The 17,842-nt window shown below is 73.8% G+C and carries 19 protein-coding genes; 8 read left to right on the forward strand and 11 right to left on the reverse strand.

Annotated features, from left to right (window positions below):
• The first annotated feature begins 3 nt into the window (after positions 1 to 3).
• From KIK08_RS01900 to KIK08_RS01925, 6 genes are all read left to right on the forward strand, one after another.
• Complete coding sequence (locus KIK08_RS01900) at positions 4 to 1,191, forward strand: VldE C-terminal domain-containing protein (protein WP_214401191.1); 1,188 nt, start codon at positions 4 to 6, stop codon at positions 1,189 to 1,191.
• Positions 1,188 to 1,850: a hypothetical protein gene (locus KIK08_RS01905; protein ID WP_214401192.1), complete on the forward strand. Its 663-nt coding sequence runs from the start codon at positions 1,188 to 1,190 to the stop codon at positions 1,848 to 1,850. Before KIK08_RS01900 ends, KIK08_RS01905 begins: the two co-directional genes overlap by 4 nt.
• A complete protein-coding gene (locus KIK08_RS01910) occupies positions 1,847 to 2,980 on the forward strand; it encodes a glycoside hydrolase family 16 protein (RefSeq protein WP_214401193.1) in 1,134 nt (377 codons plus the stop codon). Before KIK08_RS01905 ends, KIK08_RS01910 begins: the two co-directional genes overlap by 4 nt.
• 199 nt (positions 2,981 to 3,179) lie before the next feature.
• Positions 3,180 to 4,127: a glycoside hydrolase family 16 protein gene (locus KIK08_RS41445; RefSeq protein WP_214401194.1), complete on the forward strand. Its 948-nt coding sequence runs from the start codon at positions 3,180 to 3,182 to the stop codon at positions 4,125 to 4,127.
• A 174-nt stretch (positions 4,128 to 4,301) separates the two neighbouring features.
• Positions 4,302 to 4,553 carry a DUF2530 domain-containing protein gene (locus KIK08_RS01920; RefSeq protein WP_214401195.1) on the forward strand — a complete coding sequence of 84 codons (252 nt, stop codon included), beginning with the start codon at positions 4,302 to 4,304 and terminating at the stop codon, positions 4,551 to 4,553.
• Positions 4,554 to 4,574: 21 nt separating this feature from the next.
• Positions 4,575 to 5,312 (forward strand): SDR family NAD(P)-dependent oxidoreductase, encoded by a 738-nt coding sequence (locus KIK08_RS01925; RefSeq protein ID WP_214401196.1) that lies wholly within the window; start codon positions 4,575 to 4,577, stop codon positions 5,310 to 5,312.
• Positions 5,313 to 5,457: 145 nt separating this feature from the next.
• Here KIK08_RS01925 and KIK08_RS01930 read toward each other — a convergent pair whose 3' ends face one another.
• The 3 genes from KIK08_RS01930 to KIK08_RS01940 all read right to left on the reverse strand — a co-directional run bounded on the left by KIK08_RS01930 (position 5,458) and on the right by KIK08_RS01940 (position 8,037).
• Positions 5,458 to 5,667 (reverse strand): hypothetical protein, encoded by a 210-nt coding sequence (locus KIK08_RS01930; RefSeq protein WP_214401197.1) that lies wholly within the window; start codon positions 5,665 to 5,667, stop codon positions 5,458 to 5,460.
• Between the two features lie 40 nt (positions 5,668 to 5,707).
• The gene (locus KIK08_RS01935) at positions 5,708 to 6,904 is read right to left on the reverse strand and encodes a L,D-transpeptidase (RefSeq protein ID WP_214401198.1); all 1,197 of its coding nucleotides are present in this window, start codon (positions 6,902 to 6,904) and stop codon (positions 5,708 to 5,710) included.
• Positions 6,905 to 6,990: 86 nt separating this feature from the next.
• Positions 6,991 to 8,037, reverse strand: coding sequence for a UDP-N-acetylmuramate dehydrogenase (locus tag KIK08_RS01940; RefSeq protein WP_214401199.1), 1,047 nt, complete (start codon positions 8,035 to 8,037; stop codon positions 6,991 to 6,993).
• A 15-nt stretch (positions 8,038 to 8,052) separates the two neighbouring features.
• On the opposite strand from KIK08_RS01940, the gene KIK08_RS01945 reads away from it, so the two are divergent.
• A complete protein-coding gene (locus KIK08_RS01945) occupies positions 8,053 to 8,559 on the forward strand; it encodes a DUF2505 domain-containing protein (RefSeq protein ID WP_214401200.1) in 507 nt (168 codons plus the stop codon).
• Between the two features lie 65 nt (positions 8,560 to 8,624).
• Positions 8,625 to 9,503, forward strand: coding sequence for a formyltetrahydrofolate deformylase (gene purU / locus KIK08_RS01950; RefSeq protein WP_214401201.1), 879 nt, complete (start codon positions 8,625 to 8,627; stop codon positions 9,501 to 9,503).
• Positions 9,504 to 9,719: 216 nt separating this feature from the next.
• Here the strand turns inward: purU and KIK08_RS01955 are convergent, their stop codons facing one another.
• From KIK08_RS01955 to KIK08_RS01990, 8 genes are all read right to left on the reverse strand, one after another.
• Positions 9,720 to 10,190: a TIGR03667 family PPOX class F420-dependent oxidoreductase gene (locus KIK08_RS01955; RefSeq protein ID WP_308257335.1), complete on the reverse strand. Its 471-nt coding sequence runs from the start codon at positions 10,188 to 10,190 to the stop codon at positions 9,720 to 9,722.
• 49 nt (positions 10,191 to 10,239) lie between these two features.
• Positions 10,240 to 12,558: an endopeptidase La gene (gene lon / locus KIK08_RS01960; protein WP_214401202.1), complete on the reverse strand. Its 2,319-nt coding sequence runs from the start codon at positions 12,556 to 12,558 to the stop codon at positions 10,240 to 10,242.
• A gap of 188 nt (positions 12,559 to 12,746) precedes the next feature.
• Complete coding sequence (locus KIK08_RS01965) at positions 12,747 to 13,298, reverse strand: YbaK/EbsC family protein (RefSeq protein ID WP_214401203.1); 552 nt, start codon at positions 13,296 to 13,298, stop codon at positions 12,747 to 12,749.
• A complete protein-coding gene (locus tag KIK08_RS01970) occupies positions 13,295 to 13,600 on the reverse strand; it encodes a DUF2516 family protein (RefSeq protein WP_250556132.1) in 306 nt (101 codons plus the stop codon). Before KIK08_RS01970 ends, KIK08_RS01965 begins: the two co-directional genes overlap by 4 nt.
• A 300-nt stretch (positions 13,601 to 13,900) precedes the next feature.
• Positions 13,901 to 14,800, reverse strand: a complete 900-nt coding sequence (locus KIK08_RS01975; protein WP_214401205.1) for a hypothetical protein — start codon at positions 14,798 to 14,800, stop codon at positions 13,901 to 13,903.
• A 5-nt stretch (positions 14,801 to 14,805) separates the two neighbouring features.
• Entirely contained in the window at positions 14,806 to 15,240 is a 435-nt protein-coding gene (locus tag KIK08_RS01980) for a helix-turn-helix domain-containing protein (protein ID WP_214401206.1), read from the reverse strand.
• A 133-nt stretch (positions 15,241 to 15,373) separates the two neighbouring features.
• Positions 15,374 to 16,585, reverse strand: a complete 1,212-nt coding sequence (locus KIK08_RS01985; protein ID WP_214401232.1) for a DUF445 domain-containing protein — start codon at positions 16,583 to 16,585, stop codon at positions 15,374 to 15,376.
• 518 nt (positions 16,586 to 17,103) lie between these two features.
• Positions 17,104 to 17,619, reverse strand: a complete 516-nt coding sequence (locus KIK08_RS01990; RefSeq protein ID WP_214401207.1) for a bifunctional DNA primase/polymerase — start codon at positions 17,617 to 17,619, stop codon at positions 17,104 to 17,106.
• Positions 17,620 to 17,842: the final 223 nt, after the last annotated feature.

Here is a 17,842-nt window from a genome sequence, read left to right on the forward strand (position 1 = left end):
GCCGTGTCCTCCCCCATCCGTGGTCCGCTCCTGGCCGTGCCGGCCCTCGTCGTCGCGCTGCTGGCGGCCGTGCTGCTCGGGCCGGTCCCGGCGGCGGCCGCACCCGCCGCCGGGACCGCGACCGACGTCGTGTCCGGCGTCGAGGCCACAGTCGTGCCGGCGCCCGCGCGCGACGCGCTGCCACTGATCACCGAGCTCACCGCGACCGCGTGCCCGGAGCTGCCGCCCGTGTGGGTGGTGGCCCAGGTGCAGGCCGAGTCGGGCTGGGACGCCGGGCTCACCGCCGACCGGTCCGGTGACCGCGCCGGGCTCCTGCAGCTCGACCAGCGCACCTGGACCGCAGCGGGCGGGGCGCCGTGGCCGGCCGACCCGCCACCGCCCGGCTCCGAGGTCACCACCGCGGCCTCCCACCTGCGGGTGGGCATCGGGTGGACCTGCGCGAACCTGCGCGCCGTCAGCGCCCACCTCGAGGAGACCGGCAAGCCCACCGCACCGCTGGACGCGATGCTGGTCTGCCACATCGCCGGGTGCGACCGGGTGACCGGGAGCGCGACCGGCGTCCCCGAGCCCGGTGAGGCCGAGTGCCCCCGGCGCTGCGCCCAGGTCGTGCACCGCTACCTGGCCGCGGTCCACGCCAACCTCGACCGCTTCGCCGCCGCGACCCCCGTCCCGGCCGCTCCCGCGCCCGACCCCGCCGCCGTCGCCGCGGTCACCCGCGGTCCCGCCGACCCGACCGCCTGGACCGGCGGCGCCACCGGCTGCACCCGCTCCGACCCGACCGGCGGCGACTGCCTCACCGGCGCCACCCGCCACGGCTTCGACGAGGTCGCCGACGCGTTCGGCGGCTGGGAGGACGGCCCGTCCATCCGTTCGGCCGGCTGCTGGGACGCGCACGCCTGGAACCCCCGCAGCGACCACCCGCGCGGGCGGGCGTGCGACCTGTTCGCCGGCGAGCAGGGGCGCTTCGCGAAGGGCGAGGACCTCGACGACGGCTGGCGGGTGGCGGGGTGGCTGCGCGCCAACGCCGACGCGCTGGAGGTCAAGTACCTGATCTGGCAGGGCCGCTACTGGGACCCGGGCGTACGCGACCAGGACGGCTGGGGCCGGCGCTACACCGGCGGCGGCGTCTACGACGTCCGCGACGCCACCGGCGGCCACTACGACCACGTCCACGTCAGCTTCCGGGAGTGACGCCCGTGCGCCGCATCCGCCCGACCCTCGCCGTCCTGGCCACCCTCGCCGCTGTGCTCGCCGTCCTCGGCGTGGCGCAGTTGGGCGGCGGCTCCGCCCGGCTGCCGCCCTCCGGCGAACCGCCGCCGGGCGGGGTGCTCAGCGCCGACGACCGCCAGGCGCTCGACGCCCGGCCCGTCGACCGCGGCGCACCGCCACCGCCGACCGACCCCGACGTCGACCCGGCCGACTCCGCCGCGGTCGCCCGCGCCTACCTGACCGCCGCCCACTCCGCCCACCCCGACGACGCCGGGCGCACCAACCTGCGTGCCACCGCGTACGCCGCGCCCGACAGCCCGCCGGCCGCCGTCGGCGTCCTGGTGCTGGACCCGCCGCCTGCCGGGACGGAACGCACCGCGTCGGTCACCGGGCTCGACCTGATCGCCGTCGCGCACGGCGAGGACCGGGCCCACGGGCACGGCGCCGGCCCCGAGGTCCGGCGCGGCTACCGGGCCGCGATCGAGACCACGACCGGGGCGCCGGGCGGGCCGGTCGTGCGCGAGCAGCTGGTCCGGCACGTCGTGCTGGCCCGCCAACCCGACGACACCTGGCTGGTCGCCGCCGAGTCGACCGCCACCCCCGACCTCTCCGCCGGAGAGCACCGACTGGAGCCGAGATGACACGCGACGACCTGATGCGCCGCGGCCTGGCGGCCGGGCTGACCCTGCTCGTGCTGATCGGCGGCCCCGCCGTCGCCATCGCCGCGACCGCGCAGTCGCCCCCCGAGGCCGTGCAGTCCCACGCCAAGCACGACGACCACTCCGACGACCACTCCGACGACCACTCCGACAAGCACTCCGACAAGCACTCCGACAAGCACTCCGACGACACCCGCGACTCCGACGACGAGACCGACGAGCGCTCCGCCGGGGACACCGACGGCACCGACGACGCCACGGCCGGCAGCGCCGAGGTGGCCGGGTTCTCCACCAGCGCGGCGGCCGCGCACGGCTGGGGCACACCGAACCGCGTCGACCGCTTCTCCGACGGCCTCGGCGAGGACTGGAACCTCTACGACGGCCCCGGACACCAGGGCAACGGCGTTCGGGCCCCGGACGCCGCGACCGTCGACGACGGCGTGCTCACCATCACCGGCAGCCCCGACGGCACCACGGCCGGCATGTCGTGGGGCGACGGCCAGAAGTACGGCCGCTGGGAGGGCCGCGTCCGCGCGCCGGAGGCCGACGACGCCTATCACGCGCTGCTGCTGCTGTGGCCGGACGCGGAGAACTTCCCGATCGGCGGCGAGATCGACTTCATGGAGATGCTCGACGGCGACCGGCAGACCACGAACATGTTCCTGCATTACGGCGAGGACAACTCGCAGATCAGCGGCGAGGTCGAGGTGGATGCCACGCAGTGGCACAACTGGGCGCTGGAGTGGACCCCGGAGTCGATCACCGCGTACCTGGACGGCGAGGAGTGGTTCCGCACCACCGAGCAGGACATCTTCCCGCCCGGCGCGATGCACCTGTGCATCCAGCTCGACTGGTTCCCCGACAGCGACGACGAGCGCTCGCGGACGTCGCGGATGGAGGTCGACTGGGTGATGCAGTACCCGATCGACGACGAGATCAGCAACGACACCGGCACGACCGACGACACCGACCGCAAGAGCGACGACGACCGCAAGAGCGACGACGACCATGGGGAGAAGGACGAGCACCGGAAGGACGAGCACGGCACCGACCACCACGACGACGACTACGACCACCGCGGCGGCCACGACCTCAACAGCGACGACCGCTGACCGGGGAGCGCCGGACGGCACCCGGCGCTGGACCCCGTTTGCGATCAACGGCACGGCTCCCGCCGGGAACGGCGACCCGCCCGGCGCGTCGGCGCCGGGCGGTGTCGTCCCGGCGACACCGCCGGGGCGCTGGCCGCACGCCCGTGCGGCTCGGCGCATCGGGGGCGCCGGGGCCGGCGCGCGATCCTAAGGTGCCTCCGTGCCCGACACCCACGAACTCGCGGTCGTCCATCCTTACGCGGAACCGTCACCGCCGCGGTGGGGCACCATCCTGCTCACCCTGCTGCTGACGATCGTGCTCGGGCTGGGCCTGGCGCTCTTCGTGGTCGTCGGGTTCTGGCCGGAGCCCGCGGCCCCGGCACCGCGCGCGGACGCCGCCCTCGGGCGCACCGAGCCTGCGGACTCGGCCCGGTCCGACACCGCCGACTACGAGGCGACCGCGCTGCCCGGCGGGCGGTTCGAGCTCGACCCGACGGTCCCGGCGGGCACCGAGGCCGGCACCGTCTACCGCTGGCCGCTGCTGCTCTCCGACGACTTCGAGGGCACCGAGCTGAACCCGGTCACCTGGCAGCCCTACTCCGGGGGCGCGGCGGGAGCGGTCGGCCAGCGCAGCGCCGCCGCCCTGACCGTCTCGGACGGCACGTTGAAGGTGACCAGCCGCGGCCTGACCTCGGGCGGCATGGGGTGGCAGCCCGGGCAGACCTACGGGCGCTGGGAGGTGCGCGCGCGCACGGAGGCGGGCGCGGGCTACCGGCCGGCGATCCTGCTCTGGCCGGAGGGCGAGAACTGGCCGATCGGCGGCGAGATCGACTTCCTGGACTCGCCGCACCCCGACCGCAGCGAGACCAACTTCGTCGTGCACTACGGCCCGCAGAACGCCCAGGACGGGGTGACCGTCGGGGGCGACTTCACCGACTGGCACACCTACGCCGTCGAGTGGGCCCCCGACCACGTGGCCGGCTTCGTCGACGGGCAGGAGGTCTTCCGCACCGCCGACCCGCAGAAGATCCCGACCGGCCCCATGCGGCTGACGATCCAGCAGGACATCGGCCCGTCCGAGGACGGCTGGACGCCCGCCCCGGACGACTCCACCCCGGACGAGGTCCGGATGGAGGTGGACTGGGTGCGCATCTACGCGGCACCCTGAGCCCGCCGGACGCGGAACGGGGTCCCGGCCTGGTGGCCGGGACCCCGTTCCGTTTCCCGAACTGACGCGCCGCTCCCACCACGAAGCGACGAGACGAAGGTTAGCCTAACCTCTATCGGCGCGCAAGGTCGTCTCTGCGCGCCTGGTCAGGACGCCAGGGCCTAGGGTGGGAGCGTGCAGGATCCGCCGCCGCTGTCGCCGGGGCTCAACCGCCCCGGCCTGATCGCCCTCGTCGGCAGCATCATCTGGGCGCTGGCCGCGGTCGTCGTCCTGGTCTTCTCGCTGGCCACCGACCGCCCGCTGGACCTGCTGTTCACGACCTGCCTCACCGGGACCGCGGTCGGCGGCCTCGGGTACGGGATCTACCGCTGGCAGCGCGCGGCCGTGCGGCGCGGCTCACGCACCGCCCAGGACGGCCTCGAGTGAGCGCGGCCTAGGCTCGACGCCATGACCGACCGTCCCACCGCCGTCGTCACCGGAGCCAGCTCCGGCATCGGAGCCGCCACCGCCCGGGCGCTGGCCGCGGCCGGCTTCCACGTCGTCCTCGGCGCCCGCCGGGTCGACCGGTGCGCCGAGATCGCCGCCGAGATCAGCGGCACCGCGCTGCGCCTCGACGTCACCGACGCCGACTCGGTTGCCGCGTTCGCCGCCGCCGTCCCCGACTGCCGGCTGCTGGTGAACAACGCGGGCGGCGCGAAGGGCCTGGAGCCGGTCATCGAGGCCGACGAGGACGACTGGCGCTGGATGTACGAGACCAACGTCATCGGCAGCCTGCGCGTCACCAAGGCCCTGATGCCGGCCCTGCTCGCCTCCGGCGACGGCCACATCATCACGGTGACCTCGATCGCCGCCCTGGAGCCCTACGACAACGGCGCCGGCTACACCGGCGCCAAGCACGCCCAGGCCATGCTGCACCGCACCCTGCGCGGAGAACTCCTCGGCCAGCCGATCCGGCTCACCGAGATCCTGCCCGGCATGGTGGAGACGGAGTTCTCCCTGGTCCGCTTCGAGGGCGACCAGCAGCGCGCCGACGCCGTCTACCAGGGGATCACCCCGCTCACCGGCGAAGACGTCGCCGACGTCATCGCGTTCGCGGCCACCCGCCCGAGCAACGTGAACCTCGACCAGATCGTGCTGAAGCCCCGCGCGCAGTACAACGCCTCCCGCGCGTACCGGCAGTCCTGACGGCGAGCTGCGCCACCGTTGGACGAGAGCCACTCTCGTCCAGTCGAGTCGAGCGAGAGCGGTTCTCGTCCAACTGAGTCGAGCGAGTGCGACTCTCGTCCACGTGAGTCGAGAGCGGCTCTCGTCCGGTCGGGGCGCGTCGGGGCTACGGCTCGACCGCGGTCTCCTCGCTGGTGCGGCGCTCGTCGGCCGCGTCGGCCGGGGCGTTGCCGTCCAGCACCTCGGCCACCCGCTCCTCCGAGTCGCGCAGGATCTCGCTCGCCCCGGCGACGCGGTCCTCGTCGCCGTGCTCGGCGACCCGCTCCTCTGGCAGCGGTTCGGCGCGGGTGGCGGCCAGGTCCTCGGGAGTGCTCATGGCGGGGGCGTACCCCCCGCCGGGCGGCCCGGAAACCGGGTCAGAGGGCGGACATCGACTTCCACTGCTCCCACGAGTAGGTCCAGTCGGCGATGTCGCCGTCGCGCTGGCTCAGTTCGACGCCGGTGCCGGTGACCTCGACCGGGTCGCCGTAGAGGGCGGTGTCGTAGTAGGCCTTCGCGTCCTCGGTGGAGAGGTTGATGCAGCCGTGGGAGACGTTGGCCGAGCCCTGGGCGGCCGACGAGGCCGGGTTGGCGTGCACGAACTCGCCGTTGTTGCTGATACGCACGGCCCACTTCTCGATCAGGTCGTAGCCGTAGCGCTCGCTGGTCATGCGCTTGTCGGTGAACTTCTCGCTGACCACGTGGATGCCGGAGCGGGTGTTGCGGTCGGGGTCGGAGTCCAGGCCGTAGCTGGCCGGGTAGTCGGCGACCTGCTGGCCGTCCCGGATGACGAGCATCCGGTAGCTCTTGGCGTCGGCCTTGACGATCTGCTCGCGGCCGATCTCGAACGAGCTGGTGACGTCGGCGGCGCCGTAGCGACCGTTGCCGTAGGCCACGCCGTAGAGGTCGGCGGTGATGGTGACGTCGGTGTAGGCGGGCCAGTACTCCTTGGGCCGGTAGTCGACGCGGGAGCCGCCGCCCTCGTCGGGCAGCCAGCCCCAGGAGCCCTCGACCGGCTTCGACGTCTCGACCTTGAGCGCCTTCTCGACGGCGGCCTTGTCCTCGACGTGGTCGTTGAACTGGATGCGGATCGGGGCGGCGACACCGACGGTGCGGTCGTCGCCGATGTTGATCTGGCCGCGGACGACCTTGTCGGGCTTGAGGGTGGTGAACTCCCCGGCCAGCGCGACGGGTGCGCCATCGGCGCCGGAGGCGGTGCCGCTCCAGGTGTAGGTGGCGTCGTAGCCGAGCGGCTCGGTGGTGCTCCAGCTGGTGCGCTCGGCGTTGAACTCGCCCTCGACGGCCTCGCCGTCGGCGTTCTTCAGCGTGACGTCGGTGAGCGTGCCGTCGGTGACGGTGACGCTGGCCGGGTCGGTGGGCGAGCTACCGGTCGTCCCCACCGCCGGTGCGTACGCGACCGCGACGGGCTGGGCGGGGGCCTCCGCATCCGGTTCGTCCGGCCCGGACGGGGCCGCGGACGACCCCCCGGTGGGGAACTGGCCCCCCGACGCGGCTGTCACCACGCCCAGGGACCCGATCACCACCACGGCCAGGATCAGCAGGATCCGACGCATCGCTTCCCTTGGCTCCCCCCACGCGACTGCACGTGATAGGACGTCCGGTTGCCCACCGGGGTTGCCCCTCGACCCAAGCTACGCCGTCAGAGGGCGCAGCCGACGAGCACCGGCTCGGGGTGCAGCGTGACGTCGAACGCCTGCCGCACGCCGTCGCGCACCTCCCTGGCCAGCGCCAGGAGGTCGGCGGTCGCGGCGCTGCCGCGGTTGGTGAGGGCCAGCACGTGCTTGGTGGACAGCGCCGCTCGGCCTCCGGGGCCGCGGTGGCCGCGGCGGAAGCCGGCCTGCTCGATCAGCCAGGCGGCGGGCACCTTCGCCAGCCCCGGCCCGGCCGGGAAGCGCGGGGCGCCGTCGGGCACCTCGGCCTCGGCCAGCACCGGGTTGGTGAAGAACGACCCGGCGCTCCAGGTGTCGTGATCGGCGGCGTCGAGCACCATGCCCTTGCCGCGGCGCAGCCCGAGCACGGCGTCGCGGGCCACCGCGGCGGGCACCCGGGCGCCGGGCTCGACGCCCAGGGTGCGGGCCAGCTCGGGGTAGCGGATCGGAGCGCCGGCGCCGTCGCCGGGCAGCGCGAACCGCACCCGCAGCACCACGGCGTCGTCGCGGCCCTTGAGCACGCTGGTGCGGTAGCCCAGGCCGAGCTCGGCGGCGGGCACGCGGGTGCGCACGGCATCGCCGCGCCGGTCGTAGAGGTCGACGTCGACCAGCAGGTCCGCGATCTCCACCCCGTACGCCCCGACGTTCTGCACCGGGGTCGCGCCCGTCCGCCCGGGGATGCCCGACAGGCACTCCAGCCCGCCGAGGCCCTCGGCGACGGTGGCGGCGACCACGTCGTCCCACTCCTCGCCCGCCTCGACGGTCAGCAGCACCGAGCCGTCGGGGCGCCGCTCGGTCGACCGGCCGGTGTTCGCGATGCGCACCACCGTCCCGGGCCAACCCTCGTCCGCGACGACGAGGTTGGACCCGCCGCCGAGCAGCAGCAGCGGCTCCCCCGCCGCGTCGGCCGCGCGCACCGCCTCCACGACGGCGTCGGCGCTCTCGGCCTCGACGATGCGGCGGGCGGGACCGCCCAGCCGCAGGGTGGTCAGCGGGGCGAGGGCGAACGCCACGTCGGGTACCGGCACGGGGGGCAACGGTAGCCTCCGCCCATGCCCCGCCCGATCGACTACCGGTGCACCTCGCCCTACGCGGCCGAGCGCATGCACGCCGCGATGGCCGACCCGGAGTACCTGCGGGCCCGGCTGGCCCGGATGGGCGGCAAGGGCGCCGAACTGCTGGAGCACTCCGCGACGGGCGACGGCGTGCGCTACCGGCTGCGCCAGGGCCTGGACAAGGACCTGCTGCCCTCCATCGTGCAGTCGCTCGTCCCCGGCGACCTGGTGATCGAACGCGCCGAGACGCTGCGCCCCGATCCCGCGGGCGGCTACCGCGGCGACGTCGACGTCCGGGTGCCCGGGGCCCCGGTGACCGCGGGCGGCCGGCTGCGCCTCACCGATGTGGGGGGCGGCAGCGAGTTCGCGGTGCGCGCCGAGGTCACCGTCGAGGTGCCGTTCCTCGGCGGGAAGATCGAGTCGATCGTGGCCGAGCAGGTGCAGAAGCTGCTGGCCTCCGAGACCGGGTTCACCAAGGAGTGGATCGCGCGGCGATCGGGCTGAAAGTGCACGTCCGATTGCGGCGAAGTCCACAGCCCCGGGCCCGCGGGTGGTGACACGATCTTCCCGTGGACCCCGCCACCGAACGCCGCTACGTCGTCACCCTCAGCTGCCCCGACACCACCGGGATCGTGGCCCGCATCTCGGCCTTCCTCGCCGCGGACGGCGGCTGGATCACCGAGGCCGGCTACCACTCCGACCCGCAGACCGGCTGGTTCTTCACCCGCCAGGTCGTGCGGGCGACCTCGCTGCCCTACGACGTCGCCGAGCTGCGGCGCCGCTTCGCCACCGTCGCCGCCGAGCTCGGCGGGGCCACCTGGAACGTGACCGACACCGGCGTGCCCAAGCGGGTGGTGCTGCTGGTCAGCCGCGAGGCGCACTGCGTGCACGACCTGCTGGGCCGGGTCGCCACCGGCGAGCTGCCCGTCCGGCTGGCCGCCGTCGTCGGCAACCACGACGACCTGGGCGACATCGTGCGCGCCCACGGCGTGCCGTTCCACCACGTGCCGTTCCCGACGAACGACGCCGCGGGCAAGGCCGACGCGTTCGAGAAGCTCGCCGACCTCGTCGACGCCGGCAACCCCGACGCCGTGGTGCTCGCCCGGTTCATGCAGATCCTGCCCCCGGAGCTGTGCCGGCGGTGGTCCGGGCGGGTGCTCAACATCCACCACAGCTTCCTGCCGTCGTTCGTCGGCGCCCGGCCCTACCACCAGGCCTACGCCCGGGGGGTCAAGCTGATCGGCGCCACCTGCCACTACGTGACCGCCGACCTGGACGCCGGCCCGATCATCGAGCAGGACGTCATCCGGGTCGACCACGGCGACACGGCCTCGGACATGGTCCGCCGGGGCCGCGACATCGAGCGCCTGGTGCTCGCCCGCGGCCTGCGCTGGCACGTCGAGGACCGGGTCCTGGTGCACGGCAACAAGACCGTCGTCTTCCACTGACCCCGCCGGTCGGACGAGAGCCACTTTCGTGCGGCGAGGTTGGACGAGAGCCGCGCTCGTTCGGCCGGACGCCGCGAAGGAAGGTGTCCTCGCAGGGCCGGCGTGGTCTCGCAGCGCTAGCGGGAGATGTCGCAGCGCTGGCGGGGATGGCGCAGCGCGCCGGCGGGCTGCGACCACACACCCAGTGCTGCGAGTCGAGAACGACGTTGTCGACGGTCAGTGGCCGCGGACCCGGGACGGCGTGAAGCGCAGGGCCACGTCGTAGGTCCCGGCGAACACCTCGGGCGTCCGCCACGAGCCGCCGGCGATCTGGTCGCCGTACTTGGCCAGGTAGGGCGGGTTGTCCGGGGGCGCGGGCGCCGTCTGGTCGACGACCACCTCGCCGGTCAGCACGACGATGTCGCCGCCGCGGCCGTCGCCGTCGAGGTGCAGGGCGACCTTCGGGTTCCTCCGCAGGTGGGTCAGCCGCTTGGCGTTCCGGTCGCTGTAGACGAGCGCCGTCGCGCCGTCCCACAGGAACCAGATGGGCGCGGGCTGCGGGGTGCCGCCGGGGTCGACGAGGGTCAGCCAGGCGACGACCTCCTCGCGGAGGCGGCGGTCGACCCGCGCACCGAACTCGGGGATCTGTCCGGGAGCACCCTCATGCCAGGGCGAACCCGGCGCCGCCGGCCGGCATTCCGCCGGCACGGGAGGACCCCCGCCGCACGGGAGGCGACGGGGGTCCGGTCCGGGTGGATCAGGCCGCGGCGGACACCGCGACCGGCTCCAGGGCCAGGTCGAGGACGTCGGCGACGTCCGCGACGGGGTGGATGCGCAGCTCGCCGCGGACGCTCTCGGGGAGGTCGTCCAGGTCGGGCTCGTTGCGCTTCGGGATGATCACGTCGGTCAGCCCGGCCCGGTGCGCGGCCAGCAGCTTCTGCTTGACCCCGCCGATGGGCAGGACCTTGCCCTGCAGGGTGACCTCACCGGTCATCCCCACCGACGACTTGACCGGGCGCCCGCTGGCCAGCGAGGCCAGCGCCGTGGTCATCGTGATGCCGGCGCTCGGGCCGTCCTTCGGGACGGCGCCGGCCGGGACGTGCACGTGCAGCTTCTTCGCGGCCAGATCGCCGGCGAGGCCGCGGCTGCGCAGGTAGCTCAGCGCGATCGACACCGACTCCTTCATGACGTCGCCCAGCTGACCGGTCAGGGTCAGGCCCGGGTCGCCGTCCATGGCGGTGGCCTCGATGAACAGCACGTCACCACCGGCCCCGGTGACCGCGAGGCCGGTCGCCACACCCGGGACCGAGGTGCGCTCGGCCGACTCCGGGGTGAACTTGGGCCGGCCCAGGTAGGTGACCAGGGCGTCGGCGTCCACGTGCACGGGCGCCTCGGTGCCCGAGTCCAGGGACACCGCGACCTTGCGCAGGACCTTGGCCAGGCCCCGCTCCAGCTGCCGCACGCCCGCCTCGCGGGTGTACTCGGCGGCGATCATGCCCAGGGCCACGTCCGAGAAGTCGACGTCGCTGGGGTCCAGGCCGGCCTTCTCGACCTGCCGGGGCAGCAGGTGGTCGCGGGCGATGGCGACCTTCTCCGCCTCGGTGTAGCCGTCCAGCGTCACGACCTCCATGCGGTCCAGCAGCGGGCCGGGGATGGTGTCGTAGGCGTTGGCGGTGGCCAGGAACAGCACGTCGGACAGGTCGAGGTCGACCTCGAGGTAGTGGTCGCGGAACGTGTGGTTCTGCGCCGGGTCCAGCACCTCCAGCAGCGCGGCCGTGGGGTCGCCGCGGAAGTCGCTGCCGACCTTGTCGATCTCGTCGAGGAGCACGACGGGGTTCATCGCGCCGGCCTCGCGGATCGCGCGGACGATCCGGCCGGGCAGCGCACCGACGTAGGTGCGCCGGTGGCCGCGGATCTCGGCCTCGTCGCGGACTCCGCCCAGGGCGACCCGGACGAACTTGCGGCCCAGCGCGCGGGCCACGGACTCACCCAGCGACGTCTTGCCGACGCCGGGGGGCCCGACCAGGGAGAGCACGGCGCCCGAACCCCGGCCGCCGACCTTCTCCATGCCCTTGCGCTCACGCCGGGACCGCACCGCCAGGAACTCGATCAGCCGCTCCTTGACGTCGTCGAGGCCGGCGTGGTCGGCATCCAGGATCGCGCGCGCCCCCGCCAGATCGTCGGAGTCGTCGGTGCGGGTGTTCCACGGGATGTCCAGGACGGTGTCGAGCCAGGTCCGGATCCAGCCGGACTCCGGGCTCTGGTCCGACGCCCGCTCCAGCTTGCCGACCTCGGCCAGCGCGGCCTTGCGGACGTGCTCGGGCAGGTCGGCGCTCTCGACGCGGGTGCGGTAGTCGTCCGCACCCCCTGAATCTCCAGCCTCGTCCCCCAGCTCCTTGCGGATCGCGGCCAGCTGCTGGCGCAGCAGGAACTCGCGCTGGGTCTTCTCCATGCCCTCGCGGACGTCGGCGGCGATCTTCTCGGAGACCTCCTGCTCGGCGACGTGCGCCTTGGTCCACTCCAGCAGCTTCTCCAGCCGCTTGGTCACGTCGACCTCGGCCAGCAGCTCGGACTTCTGCTCGGTGTCGAGCCAGGAGGCCCAGCCGGCGAGGTCGGCCAGCGCGCCCGGGTCGGTGGTCTGCTGGACCGAGTCGATGACCTGCCACGCACCCCGCTGCTGCAGGATGCCGACGACCAGCGCCTTGTACTCCTTGGCCAGCTCCAGGGCCCGGCCGGTGACCGGCGGGTCGGCGATCGGGGTGGCCTCGACCCACAGCGCAGCGCCCGGCCCGGTCACGCCGGAGCCGATCTGCGCGCGGCCCTCGCCGCGGACGACCGCGGCGCGCTCCCCGCTGGGGAGCCTGCCGACCTGCTCGAGGACGGCGATCGTGCCGACGGCCGCGTACCGGCCGTCCAGTCGGGGGACAACGATGACCCTGCGCGCGTCCACGCCGCTCTCGGCGGCGTCGACGGCTGCGCGGATCTCCGGCTCGTCGAGCCGGACGGGAACCACCATGCCGGGCAGCACCACCGAGTCGGCGAGCGGAAGCACCGGCAGCTTCAGCGTCTCTGTCATGTCCTGCACAACAGTTACACCGTTGCCGATGTTCCAGTCTTCATGGAAATCTGCTCGCAGCGAACACAGCTTCCTTGAGCCGCCTCCGCTCACCCTGATGGTGCGGTCACCGTCGAGAACGAACTTGTCGTGATCAACAAGGCCTGACGATCACGGCAAGTTCGTTCTCGACGGGGTGGGAGCGCGGATCAGCGGCCGAGGCCCTCGATGACCTCGGCGCGCGGGAGGCGCGCGGCCAGCGCGCCGGGCAGGGCCAGCTTGGAGTGCCGCACCCCGCTGCCGATGACGACCGCGGGCGCGGCGGCCACGGCGGCGTCGACCAGGACCGGCCAGTCCTCCGGGAGACCGACGGGAGTGATGCCGCCGTACTCCATCCCGGTGATGGCAACCGCGTCGTCCATCGGGGCGAAGGAGGCCTTGCGGGCGTCGAGGCGCTTGCGGACCAGGCCGTTGACGTCGGCGCGGGTGGTGGCCAGCACCAGGCAGGCCGCGTAGCGGGTGACCTCACCGCGCCGGCCGGCGACGACGACGCAGTTGGCCGAACCGTCGAGCGGCGACCCGTACGCCTCGCAGAAGGCGGCCGTGTCGGCGAGCGTCGGGTCGATCTCGGCGACCCCGATGAGCGCGGCGTCGGCCGGGTCGAGGAGCTTCAGCGCGTGCGCGACCAGATCGGCGAGGAGATCGGGGCGGTCGAGCGCGGGCACCGCGGACAGCGTGCCCAGGACGGACCAGTCGTTCACCAGCGGGGGCCGCCACCCTGCACGCGCACCACGGCCGGGCGCACGTCGACGATGTAGACCAGCACGGCGACCAGGCCCGCGATCCAGAACAGGGCTCCGCTGCTGCGCGGGCCGTACTGGAAGACGATGAGGACCAGCAGGCTCGCGCCGGTGATCCCCAGCCAGGCGGGCTTGGTCAGCTTGTCGGCGGCGGTGAAGGCGTCGGCGCGCTGCATCAGCGCGTGCACGAACGCGTAGCCGCCGACGGGGATGGCCAGCAGCCACACTCCGAACAGGACCCACTGGTCGAGGGTGTACCACAGGCTCACCGGACCAGACTACGTGCGGTCGGGCCCACCGCACATCCCCGGGGTGCACACACCCGCGCGGCGGGCGGCCCCCGACGGCGGGTCACGACGGCCCCACCCGGCGCGTCGGACGTGCGGGCCGCTCCGCGTTTGCGCAGGTCGTACGCCGTCCGGGGCACACCGCACGGTCGGTCCGGGCCCGCCGCCGGGCCTCCCGGGACCGCTCGGCGATGGCGTGATCCCGTCCCTCCCGCCCGGCGGACGCGAGTGCGCCCCGGGGTCGTCCGACCCCGGGGCCGCACTCCGTTCGACCGATCAGCTGTCGGACTTGGTGGAGCCGTTCGTGGTGCTCCGGTTGGCGGCCGGCTTGTCGGCCGGCTTCGCGGCAGCGGGCTTGGCCGGGGCCGGCTTCGCGGCGGCCGGCTTGGCCGGGGCGGGCTTGGCCGCGGCCTTCGGGGCGCCCTTCTGGGCGGCCGAGGCGGTGGTGGACGGGGTCTTCGGCTCGTCCTTCGGGGCGGTGCGGTTGGCCGCGCGCCGGGTGGTGCTGCGGGTCTCGTGCGCGACCTCGGCACCGGTCTCGGCGATCTCGCCGGCCAGCTCGGCGCCGGCCTTGGCGACGGTCTTCGAGGCGTCGTCCGACACCTCGGTGACCTTCCGCGCGGCCTGGCCGGAGAACCGCTGGGTGGCCTGCGCCCAGCGCTCACCGCTGGAGCGGGTCTGCCGGGTCACGACCTCCAGGGCCTTCTCGGCGGCGTCGTGCGCGTCGTCGACCCAGGTGTCGAGCCGGGCGTCGAGCTGCTCGGTGTAGGACTCCAGGGTGGAGATGGCCTGCTTGACCTGCGGCTGGGTGCGGATCCGGCCCCAGGTGGCCTCGCCGCGCTTCGCGAACTCGGCGTAGGCGACCTCGAGCTGCTTCTGCAGGTCGGCGACGGCCTTGCGGACGTCGTCGCGCAGGTCCTCGCGGCGCAGCCGCTGCGGCAGCTCGACGACGCGCTGCTGCACGCCATCGGCCTGGGCGGCGGCCCGGGCGCGGGCCTCGGCGGCCTTGTCGGCGGCAACCGCGGCGGCCTTGCTGACCGCGGTGAACGCGGCCTCGCCTGCGCCGAGCACGGCGAGCAGCGGGGTACGGGCGACCTCGGCCTGGGCGGCGGCGTTCTTCGCGGCCTGCTCGCGGGCCTTGCGGACGTCCGCGGCGGTGGGCAGCTGGACTGCCATGGTGATCACTCCTCGTGGATCGTCTTCGGGGTGGCGGGGGCGGGGCGTCCGCCCTCCTGCCGGAACGACTGGTAGACGTCCAGAAGCACCTGCTTCTGGCGTTCGGAGAGGTGGGGGTCGGCGAGGACCGCGTCGACGACCGCACTGGCCGGTCGCTCGTCGAGGATCCCGGCCCGCACGTACAGCGCCTCCGCCGAGATCCGCAGCCCCTTCGCGATCTGCTGCAGGATCTCCGCCGACGGCTTGCGCAGACCGCGCTCGACCTGGCTGAGGTACGGGTTGCTGACACCGGCCGCCTTCGCGAGCTGGCGGAGCGAAACCTGCGCGCCCTCGCGCTGGCTGCGGATGTAGGCGCCGATGTTGTCGACGGCCTGCCCGACCTGCTCGACGGCCTGCTCGACCGCCTGGCCGACCGCGTTGTCGCCCTTGCCGCTGGTCACGTCCCTCACCCCTTCCGTCACGGTCGACCGTACGCGGAGGTGCTAGCTCCTGCAAGCACCCTGCTTGCAGGAGTGGCGGAGGTTACGCCCGCCCGGGTTGGACGAAAGCCGCGCTCGTCCAACCGAGCGCGGGCTAGCCGATCAGGAGCTCGCTGACGGTGTAGATCACCAGGCCGGCCAGCGCTCCGACCACCGTGCCGTTGATGCGGATGAACTGCAGGTCGCGGCCGACCTGGAGCTCGATCTTGCGGGAGGTCTCCTCGGCGTCCCACTTGGCGATCGTGTCGGTGATCAGGGTGGTGATCTCGTGGCGGTAGTGGCGCACGACGTAGCCTGCGGCGTCGGCGATCCAGCCGTCGATCTTGCCGCGGAGCTCGGCGTCGGAGTCGAGGCGTTCGCCGAAGGCGACGAGGCCGTCGCGGACGCGGGTGCGCAGTGCGCTGGACGGGTCGGCGGCGGCGTCGAGGATGAGCGCCTTGACCGTGCCCCACGCCTGGCCGATGAACCGCTGGACCTCGGGCTGCTCGATGATCTGGTGCTTGATCCGCTCGGCCTTCTCGATGGTCTCCGGGTCGTTCTGCAGGTCGGTGGCGAACTCGACGAGGAACGTGTCGACCGCCTTGCGCAGCGGGTGCTCCGGGTCGGTCTTGACGGCCCAGGCGAAGTTCTGCACCTCCAGGAACACCCGGTCGGCGATCAGGGAGTCGACGAACCGCGGCGACCAGCTCGGGGCCCGGTCCTGCACGATGCGCAGCACCATCTCCTGGTTGGCCGAGATCCAGTCGTAGGCGCGGTCGATGACCAGGTCGACCAGGCGGCGGTGGGAGCCGTCGGCGAACACGCCCTGCAGGACCGTGCCCAGCGGCGGGCCGATCGGCTTCTCCAGCAGCTTGCGCACCAGCACCTGCTCGATGACCTCCTGGACGTCGTCGTCGCGCAGGACCGTCACGACGCCGCGGGCGGCGGTGGCCAGCTCGGCGGTGATGCGGTCGGCGTTCTCCGGCTGGGCGATCCACGACCCGACCCTGGCCGAGATGTCGACGCCGGCCAGGCGGGCGCGCACGGCGTCCTCGGAGAGGAAGTTCTCGCCGACGAAGTCGCCCAGGCTGTCGCCCAGGGCGTCCTTCTTCGTCGGGATGATCGCCGTGTGCGGGATGGGCAGGCCGAGGGGGTGGCGGAAGAGGGCGGTGACGGCGAACCAGTCGGCCAGCGCGCCGACCATGCCGGCCTCGGCCATCGCCCGGACGTAGCCGATCCAGGCCGGCCCGCCGTTGACCTCCCAGACGCGGGCCAGCAGGAAGACGACCGTCGCCACGAGCAGCAGCCCGGTGGCGAACATCTTCATCCGCCGCAGGTCCTTGGCCTTGGTGGCCGCGTCGACGCGGCCGAAGCCCAGCCCGACCTCCACGATCGGAGCAGTACGGCGGCCGCGACCGGCCTCGGAGCGTGAGGCCTCTCCGGCCGTCGCGCTCGATCGGGTGGACCCGGGAATCTGCACGTTCCCATCTTGCCCGTACGACCGATGATCAGGTGTCGGGACGGCCCTCGGGCGGTGGGATCGCGCTGGTCCGGGGTGCCGCCACGGGACCGTCCCGGCCCCGGCGCCCGGTCGCCGGGCCCACCGGGCCCGGCCGGGGGCAGCGCCGGCGGACGGCGGCGTTCGGCCCCTGCCGCGCCGGGAAGTGGTTCTGGCCGGGGTCGGTGGTGTTCCACCGACCCCGGCCACGTTCGTGGTGCGGCCGCGCGACGAGGGAGAAGTGCCCCCTCGGGCGCCGCACCACCGGCGTTCCCCGGACCTCCCGGCGCGGCGCGACGAGCCGCGTCAGCGGGAGGTGGGCCGGGGAGCCGGCTCCTGCGGTGTCGTTACCGCACGCCGACCGCGACCATCTCCGCGGGCCGCTGGGCACCCGGGTTGCGGTCGAGGTCGTTGCGCCTGCGGACCGAGTCCGCCGCGGCGCTCAGGATCAGGTCGGCGGAGGGCACCCGGTAGCCGGTCAGCGCCGGGGAGACCCGCCAGTGCACCCAGCCGTCGGGCACGGTCGAGGGCGGGGCCAGCACGGTGGCGCCCGCGGTGTGCAGCCGCACGCCGCCGACGTCGCGCAGCTCGACGGGCAGCGCCGCGCCCGAGGTGACCGGGTAGAAGAAGGACCCGGTCGGGGTGGCGGCGACCGGCACCACGGCGCCGGCGTCGCGCAGCACCGCGCACATCAGCTTGCCGACGGCGGCCGGGACCTCGAGCACGTCCAGCGCCGTTCCGGTGACCAGCAGCACCGTGCTGTCGTCCTGCACCACCACGGGCCAGCCGTGGTCGTCGAACTCACGGGCCGCGGCGCGCAGCTCCGCGCAGTACACGGTGCGGTAGCTGTCCCAGCCGGACATCCCGGACCTCCGATGCGTCGTGAACCCCTGCCGTTCGGCGTGTTCCTGTGAGGCTCAACACCGAGCATGACGGGTCGGGAACGGGTAGTGGAGCCCACAGCGACGACCGGGCCGGACGCCGAGACGAGCGGATTTGCCCCTTGACAAAACCGCTCGGCATCGGTGACAGGTCGGGTGAACGGGGGGAGAACGGAGACCGGCGGTGGCAACCTCGGTCGGTCAC

Origin of the sequence: Pseudonocardia lacus, assembly GCF_018531445.1 — a bacterium.
GTDB lineage: Bacteria > Actinomycetota > Actinomycetes > Mycobacteriales > Pseudonocardiaceae > Pseudonocardia > Pseudonocardia lacus.

Excerpts from the sequence above, each read along its gene's own strand:
- KIK08_RS01910 (WP_214401193.1), top strand. The coding sequence starts at position 1,847 with ATGACACGCGACGACCTGATGCGCCGCGGCCTGGCGGCCGGGCTGACC.
- KIK08_RS01925 (WP_214401196.1), top strand. The coding sequence starts at position 4,575 with ATGACCGACCGTCCCACCGCCGTCGTCACCGGAGCCAGCTCCGGCATC.
- KIK08_RS01930 (WP_214401197.1), bottom strand. The coding sequence starts at position 5,667 with ATGAGCACTCCCGAGGACCTGGCCGCCACCCGCGCCGAACCGCTGCCA.
- KIK08_RS01935 (WP_214401198.1), bottom strand. The coding sequence starts at position 6,904 with ATGCGTCGGATCCTGCTGATCCTGGCCGTGGTGGTGATCGGGTCCCTG.
- KIK08_RS01945 (WP_214401200.1), top strand. The coding sequence starts at position 8,053 with ATGCCCCGCCCGATCGACTACCGGTGCACCTCGCCCTACGCGGCCGAG.
- lon (WP_214401202.1), bottom strand. The coding sequence starts at position 12,558 with ATGACAGAGACGCTGAAGCTGCCGGTGCTTCCGCTCGCCGACTCGGTG.
- KIK08_RS01975 (WP_214401205.1), bottom strand. The coding sequence starts at position 14,800 with ATGGCAGTCCAGCTGCCCACCGCCGCGGACGTCCGCAAGGCCCGCGAG.
- KIK08_RS01985 (WP_214401232.1), bottom strand. The coding sequence starts at position 16,585 with ATGAAGATGTTCGCCACCGGGCTGCTGCTCGTGGCGACGGTCGTCTTC.
- KIK08_RS01990 (WP_214401207.1), bottom strand. The coding sequence starts at position 17,619 with ATGTCCGGCTGGGACAGCTACCGCACCGTGTACTGCGCGGAGCTGCGC.